6 protein-coding genes and 1 pseudogene are annotated in these 8,249 nt (G+C 31.5%); 4 read left to right on the forward strand and 3 right to left on the reverse strand.

Translation table 11 applies throughout. The features are described 5' to 3' along the window. The 4 genes from ACFIO3_RS05595 to sodC form a co-directional block, all read left to right on the forward strand. On the forward strand, positions 1 to 1,182 hold a 1,182-nt coding region (locus ACFIO3_RS05595; RefSeq protein ID WP_375704184.1), incomplete at its 5' end, for a UbiH/UbiF family hydroxylase. A 460-nt stretch (positions 1,183 to 1,642) separates the two neighbouring features. Then, positions 1,643 to 1,987: a hypothetical protein gene (locus ACFIO3_RS05600; RefSeq protein ID WP_375606866.1), complete on the forward strand. Its 345-nt coding sequence runs from the start codon at positions 1,643 to 1,645 to the stop codon at positions 1,985 to 1,987. Further along, a complete protein-coding gene (locus tag ACFIO3_RS05605; RefSeq protein ID WP_375686526.1) occupies positions 1,965 to 2,321 on the forward strand; it encodes a hypothetical protein in 357 nt (118 codons plus the stop codon). The genes ACFIO3_RS05600 and ACFIO3_RS05605 overlap by 23 nt, the downstream gene beginning before the upstream one ends. A gap of 417 nt (positions 2,322 to 2,738) precedes the next feature. Continuing rightward, positions 2,739 to 3,266, forward strand: a complete 528-nt coding sequence (gene sodC, locus ACFIO3_RS05610; RefSeq protein WP_375606864.1) for a superoxide dismutase [Cu-Zn] SodC — start codon at positions 2,739 to 2,741, stop codon at positions 3,264 to 3,266. A 637-nt stretch (positions 3,267 to 3,903) separates the two neighbouring features. Here sodC and ACFIO3_RS05615 read toward each other — a convergent pair. The 3 genes and pseudogenes from ACFIO3_RS05615 to ACFIO3_RS05625 all read right to left on the reverse strand — a co-directional run. Next, positions 3,904 to 4,836, reverse strand: a complete 933-nt coding sequence (locus tag ACFIO3_RS05615) for a COG2958 family protein (protein ID WP_375695745.1) — start codon at positions 4,834 to 4,836, stop codon at positions 3,904 to 3,906. Between the two features lie 424 nt (positions 4,837 to 5,260). Next, on the reverse strand, positions 5,261 to 8,011 hold the full coding sequence (locus ACFIO3_RS05620; RefSeq protein WP_375615184.1) for a DEAD/DEAH box helicase: 2,751 nt from the start codon (positions 8,009 to 8,011) through the stop codon (positions 5,261 to 5,263). 22 nt (positions 8,012 to 8,033) lie between these two features. Further along, positions 8,034 to 8,249, reverse strand: a pseudogene (locus ACFIO3_RS05625) (site-specific DNA-methyltransferase); the annotation flags it as partial.

An 8,249-nucleotide genomic window follows, 5' to 3' on the forward strand; every position in this document is an offset into this window, starting at 1 on the left:
GCAGGTCCTGTCGGAATGTTAGCTGCGCTGAGTCTTGCACATGAGGGGCTTTCTGTTTTTCTTGTTGGGCCCCCTGCTCATACAGATGAGTTACGAACAACTGCTCTTATGATGCCTGCAATACGCATGCTTCAAAAACTCAATATTTGGGATAATCTTCAAAAACATGCAGCTGCTTTATCGTCCATGAGAATTATAGATATAACTTCTAGAATTGTGCATGCTCCTACGGTACATTTTTCTTCTGCTGAAATTGGTGAAAAAGCTTTTGGCTATAATATACCTAATGTAAAATTAAACAGTGCTTTAGTCGATGCTGTTACACATACGCCTAATATTACAAGATTTGTTTCTGCAGCCAAATCTGTTCATCATACAAAAAACCATGTATGTATTACTCTTGCTGATTGTAGAGTCATTCAAACACCACTTGTTGTTGCCGCCGATGGGCGTCACTCTCTTACACGTGCCGCAGCAGGGATAAGTGTCAAACAGTGGAATTATCCACAAAAAGCACTTGTTCTCAACTTTTCTCATGAGTTTTCTCATCAAAATACATCAACTGAATTTCATACAGAACACGGTCCATTTACACAGGTTCCACTACCAGGACGAAGATCTAGTCTTGTATGGGTTGTTCATCCTTCCCTTGCTGAAGAATTATTGAATATAGAACCAAAAACAATTGCAAAAATGATCGAAAACAAAATGCAATCAATGCTTGGAAAGCTAAGCTTAGAAACATCAATTCAAGCATGGCCGCTTTTCGGACTTCTTTCTCATCATTTTGCTGCTAACCGAACAATTTTAGTCGGTGAAGCCGCTCATGTTTTCCCCCCTATTGGAGCACAGGGATTGAATTTAGGATTGCGTGATGTCCAAACTTTAATTGATATTTTACCCAATAAAATATCCAACTCTAACACTGAAATGATTGTTGCACATTATAACAAATGCCGCAAACCAGATATATTAATCCGAAGTGGAGCTGTTCATACACTGAACTCTGCTCTACTTTCTCATATGTTGCCTGTTCATATCATACGAAGCATTGGGCTTGGTTTGTTACATAGTTTCCCGCCATTACGTAATTTATTTATGCGCGAAGGAATGTATCCCGGTTATGGATTCAAGGAAATTATGCAAATATTTCCAACAAAATCATCTAAACAACTCTACTAAGCAATAATGGATAATAACGTAAAATAAAAAATAATAAATTGCATTTTTAATCATATCTATTACTGATGTAAAAATATATTTTTGTTCTTTCTAAGAATTAACAAATTATATTAAAATAATTAATTATATTTATTTAATTTATTTGTAATAATAATATGTATAATTAATATAACTATACATCTATTTTTTATTAAATAATTATTATATATATTAGTATATTGATATGAAATAAGAGAAAACTGAATTATATACTACAAATTAAATAATAAATATATCTTGCTAAATCATAGCTGTTAAATTTAGAACTATAAAGAAAATGAAAAATAAAAAACAGTTTTATTTAATCAATATATTTTCAAAACTTTTTATTGTTAATTATAATATTAAAAATAAAATCATCTTTGGAACCTGTTAGTAACACAGAGGTTAATGAAGTGTTGTTTCAACAAATGGTAATAAGATGACACTAAATAATTTTTTGAAATTAAGTACTTTTTTTATAATGATTGCATGTGTCTCGTTGATAGTCACGACTTCAATAAGTGAAGTTTTTCACCTTCCTTATTGTCAAGCCTTTACCTATAGCTCTACTCAAAAGGTCACTAAAATAGGTCAGAACTCATTTACTGCTTCACAAGTTAAAAATTGTCTTATGCAAAATGGTTTTGAGAATATTAAACGATTACGCTTAGATGACAATGGTATCTGGCGTGCTTTGGTAAAATTTAAAAAGTCCCATTTTTTCGTATCCGTTGACTATTCAGGAACAGTTAGCATTCAAAATGAGAGAAAAGAATATGATTGATTTTAAAATTTACAGCAACGTTTCTTTTTACAGCCGTAAGAAAAAAAAATTAAAAAAGTGCCGCCATTCTATTAAAGAATTTGCTTTTATTGGCGGTTTAAATGGTAGCCTATCAGGAGCAATCGCAGCAACTCTTGCAGCTTATGGTTATATTGCTCTTCCAGGATTTGGTCCAATTATTGCAATGGGTATAAGAGTAGCACTTTCTTCCGGAATAATAATAGGAGCACTGATAGGATCAGGAATGGGAGGGAGTGTCGGTATATGCTGTATTTTATGGGAAATTTATACGAATCATAATAATTCTTTCTCTTATAAATTTCATAATAAATAGAAACTCCTCGTCATTTTTTCTATGAAAAACAATTAAATCATCAACAAATTATATGTTATTTTTTTTGATGAAACGATCATCATATTATAAATGAAATAATAGCTAATTTACTAGAATTCCTTATTTAATTTCTCATTATATCTCAAAAAGTAGATTTTTTAAAAGCATCTCTTGAAGAAATGTAAGTGAGATATAATTATTCATCCATAAAGCTGTATTTTTTATAGATCAAAAAATAAAAATTATGTTCAGAAATATATAAACATATTTTAATTTATTTGCTCTTTATAAGAACTAATATTTCTATGTAAATTATTTTTCTTAAAGTTCAATTTAAGACACTTATATAAGATATAATTAGTATAGATTATTATTTATAGATAATAATCTATTTAAAGATAAGTATAAAGGTATTTTATGAAAAAAATATTATTATCATTATTGTTTTTTATGGCATTTTTAATTCATAAAAATTCTGCATTAGCACTATCAAAACAAATAAATATTTATAAATTAGAAAATAACAATTCCAAAAAGGCTATTGGTAGCATTAAAATTGAAGAAAACATACACGGTTTGATTTTTATCCCTAATTTATCTACTTTATCAGAAGGGATTCATGGTTTTCATGTACATGTAAATCCTTCATGTGATACAAAAGATGGCATAATAGGTGGAAGCGCGGGTGGACATTATGATCCAGAGCATACTGGGAAACACTTAGGACCCTATAATGTCAATGGTCATCTTGGTGATTTACCGGCACTTTATGTTGATAAGCAAGGAAATGCCGTAATGAGCGTTCTTGCTCCACGATTAAAAACAATCTCTGAAATTAAAGGGCGCTCTTTAGTCATTCATTTAGGGGCTGATAATCAATCAGATAAACCATTACCGCTTGGCGGAGGTGGAGCACGTTTAGCGTGCGGTATTATTGAAAAATAAATAGAATATTATGTTACACACACTCTCTTGAGCATAAGATATGATAGAAATTTATTTTTTAAATCCATTTCAAGAAATGAAATAAACTATGTGAATATTTTATAAAATTGATATTTCTTTTTAAATATTTAATGCAGAGAATAAAGAACTTAATAATAATCAGAACGAACAGAAATCGGAAACAAAGAAAGAGCAGAATAAATTTTCTGTAAGAAACTTCAGTATGAGGAGAAAATTTTTTCAATGCTTGATGTTATGTTAAACAGAAACAACAAAGTTTAATTTTACTTTCTACAATACAAAATATGTAATGAATTATAATCATTAAATCTAGTATCTAATGGGATCACATCTCTTGCACAAAATAGAACACTCCAAACAGAATTTCCACACGCCCCTTCCCTATCGCCTCTCTCGTGAGATGCACGAAAACAACCTTGATTGATTAACACCAATATAAGATAGTTTAAAATGATTGAATGCTATGATATTCAGACTTTTCATTTAAGTCAAAAATACCAATTATCATTATAAATCAATGTATTACCTAAATATAATCATCAAATAAAACCATGAAAGTAATTTTTTATCACTCTACAAAAAGAGCCTTTAAACAATAGAGCTTTTTTAATACTCCTCATGGATCCATATAATCCCAATCCAATGGACGCATTTCACCAGTTTGATAAAATTGACGAATGAGTTTAATATAATCAAAAAAGTCCTTGTTTTCTTTCACTAATCTATTAGCAGTATCCCAATCAATATCACTACGTTCTTTCGCTGGAATTATGATCTCACTCTCAGAGGCGTTTTCCTTGTCGAGTCTTATAAATCCAATTCCATGCAAGCTTGAAAGCATCCGAAGTTCTTTTAATGTATCAATACCTTCAATTTCACTCGCAACTAAATAGCTCAAATTAGCCCATGAAGAATTGCTAACTGTTTGAAAAAATGCTTTCCGTAAATTTGAACGATTAATGAGAATTTTAACTTCAAAAGACCAAAGCTTCGTCTTTTTATCAAAATATTGCAAAACACAGTCTTTGATTTCACGATTCCATTCCCTGCTTAAATCTTGTATCCCTACGAGATCCGGATAAAGCCATTTATTGCCGCCTGCACCATGTTTATTACGAGAACATTTCTCATTAATGCGCTTGCTGTAAACTGCAAGCTCTGACCATAAAAATTTAGATACTAATGGATAAAGATCACGCTCTTTAACAGAAGAATCTCTACTTTCTTCATTGTCCTCTACTGCATCAATTTCAGCGCTATCTGTTTGTTTAGTAAAATAATACTGCCGTGGTCGTCCTTCAGTGGTTTTAATTTCTGGATAACGCTTTTGTAGCTGAGGACGTTTTGCTCCTATTTCAGCGACAATTTGCTGAATAAGAGCTGCATCACTGTTAAGGGGAGTGATTATTGCGGTTGAACGCTTTTGTTTTTGGTGGCATTTTTCTGGATAATTCTCAAATATCCATTGAGCAATTTCTCGAGCTGTAAATTTTTTTGTCGGGTTTTTCTTTAAAAAATTAAAAACAGTGTTTGTTAAATTCAAAGTCATATGTAAAGTAGCCTACTTTTATCTTCTGGATATTCCATTATATTCAGATATTTCAAAAGAGAACACAACAAACTGTCTATTTTTTTTGAAAAAAGCTGTCTATAAAATTAAAATATTTTTTCTGAATTTGTGACTACAAATTCAAGGTTTTGTTTCATATAAAGAAAGTAAGCTTCTATTTTATCAAAAATCATAAATGGGCTGAAAATCCCCATAAAAAAGCATAATATTGTATAATTTCCCTATAAATTTTTCCTTTTACTTTAAGTTAGTTAGAAAAAAATAATAATTTCATGATTTAAGAATTAGCTCATATTCTTAAATTAATGGTGCAACAGGGAACAAAATTAAAAATAATATTCAAACATTTGATTATTTCTCGCATCGACCAGTTAAAAAACTTATGTTTTTTTAAAGCAAAAAGTTATGTGCTCTCAAGTATAGATTCTGAAATGGTAAATTCTGCACATAAACCTTCAAAACTACTATTTGCTTTAATAGCATCATGGGGAATAAGAACATAATACCATTTTTTACCACCGTAAGTAGCTGCATAATGCGTTGCATGACAACACCATTGAACTGCAGCTTGTTTCTTTTTTAAAACAATAGCGTTTTGTATTTCAGAAGCTTTTTTAGGTTCACAAAGATATTTGGCATCCTTCGTTTCTACAACAAAATCTGGTTCATAGGCTGATCCTTTATCATATTCTATCTTGAAAAAACCTCGAGCGGGTTTCATCCATTTCAATACTTTTGCATCGTCTTCTAATATTTGAGCAAATCGTAATTCCCCTTCTACTGAGTCAAACTTTTGCAAAGGGTAACAACATTTCCTAAAGCCGCTGAATATAAGTTTTTTAATGTCTCTTTTAATGGCAGGAATATTACGAAAATCAATAGGAGATGTTCCTTGCGGCAAAACATAATGGATAGGTGTTAAAGTTGTAAAACCTCGTGTAACTTTAATCTCATAATCTTTTTGTGTTTCCCATTGATGTTCTCTTAATTGCGCAACAATAAAAGTATTAATCTTATGCTGATAGTGAATTAATACGTTCTCAACAGCTATATCATTGGGTAAATAAGATTGAAAATGCTCTACCATCTGACAAGCCAATTTTCGTAATAATGGCGTATGGCTATCATAATCGATAAAATCATTATCAATAAAACCACGAATGATGTAATTTTCAAGATGAGGTTCTTTAATATATTTATCTTTAGAAGTGAGAAAAATGCTTTTATGGGTACGCAATTCTCGAATTAAAAGTTCTTTACTAACAGGTTGCAAATTTAAACTTTCTAGATTCTCCAAATCAAAATCAGAAAAACCATAAGTAACCTCACGCGAAGGAATGAGTACAATATTAGGAATATCTATGATCAGTTCTGGTAATTGTTTTGTCAGAATTGTAACCACTTTTGACACAAGAGACTTTTGTGCTAGCGGTATAATACTCATAATTTTATTATTCATTTTTTCTTGTATCGGTGCAGAACAAAGCATTTGAGAACTTGGTAAATTATCATTTTCTTTAATAATATCCCATGCGATAGCAGCAATTTCTTGTTCTTCAGAGGTTAATGTGGGTGAATCCGTATTACGTAACATGATACCGTGTAAATCAGATGTTCCATTTATATCGGAATGACGTGTTACTATCGTTTTTATAAATAAAGCTTCTGCTTGACTTGGAACTGTCACTATATCCGATTTTTCAGAGGATATATCACCCCCTGTTCCAATCTCAATATGCTTTTTTATAATTGAATTCGGATCGTTCGCACGATCAATAATATCTTGAAAACGATCATGCGCAATGATTGTTAAACGATCAATAGATTCTATGCCTGTTCTATGCCCATAAGGCAAACGCAATCCACGCCCAATTGTTTGTTCTGTTAAAATTTCTGAAGCCGATGCACGCAACGGTACGATAGTATAAAGATTGCTAACATCCCATCCCTCCTTTAATTTATTAACGTGAATAACAATTTCTGTTGGCTCATGAGGATTCTCAATCACAATGAGTTTTTGAATATTTTGATCTTCCTCTATATTTGACTGTTTTGTATGAATCTCTATAACTTTTCCCTTATAAGCTCCTGCAAAAAAATCATCTGATTCCAATAAATCACGCAATTTCTGTGCATGATTTGTATCTTGAGCGACAACTAAAATAAAAGGCTTAACAAATTTTTTGTTATAATCTTTGGCATAGGCAATTAAATCTGCTTTCACGTTTTCATGGGCATGAATTGCATCTTGTAATTTAATATGTTCTAATTGTTCAGATGTATAATTTTGAGGATGAAAGTCTTTACGTGTAGCAACAGCAGGCTCTTTTACAAAACCATCTCTCATAGCCTCTGCAAGTGAATAACTGTAAACAACATTTTTAAAATCTACAGGTTTTGCACCTATTGTTTTCGGTGTCGCTGTAAGTTCTATTCCTAAAACAGGTTTTAACTCATTAATTGCTGCTGCACCAGCAGACGCTCGATAACGATGCGCTTCATCCATTAACAAAACTAAATCAGGAAGATTTACGAGATAATCAAAATAACTTTCACCAATCGTTTCTTGTAAGCGTTTAATTCGCGGAATACTAGATTTTAGTGTGCCTTTTTTATTATCCGTTGTATTAATTTTAGAAATATTAAAAATATTGATAAAGGCCGTATCCCGATTTTCAAACAAACGTTTTTGTCCGTAATAGTGGTGTTCATCAGCGCGAATACCTTTACCACTTTCATAATCTTCACCTGTAATAATAATGGGTCTATTTGCAATGAATTCACTTATTCCACTGAAAACATACTTCGGACTTTGAGGACTAAAATCCTGTTTTAATTTTTCATAAATAGTCAAGTTTGGCGCTAAAACAAAAAAATGTCGGCTACGACCTGTTAAATAAAGATAGCTAATAAAAGCTCCCATAAGTCGCGTTTTTCCAACTCCCGTTGCTAAGGCAAAACAAAAAGAGGGAAAGCTTCGTTCAAAATCTTGTACAGAAGGATAGAGACTTTTTATTATTTCTAATTTCGAAACTAAATCAGCATTTTTAGAAAGCTCTATATTTTCTAAAATTTTCACCAAAATATTTAATGATTCACGTTGAGGATCACGCAACGATAAGCGAGCTGAAATCCTTTTTTCAACACTGTTCATAAAAAACTCCGCTTTTTATATATTATTCAAATAGATCTAATTCTTGTTGCGCAATATCTTTATCTTTGTCGCTTTCTTTTACCACAATCATTGGTTCAAGATTGGCTACATTTAAACTATAATCATCCCTTCCCCATTCGCATTTTTCCAATACTGCACGGGGGATTTTTGTAAGTGTAAGATTCTCAAAGGATGATGATTTTGTATCAAAGGCTGTACAACAAATCAGCAGGGTCCG

The sequence above is a fragment of the Bartonella sp. AD328YNZD genome, assembly GCF_042196425.1.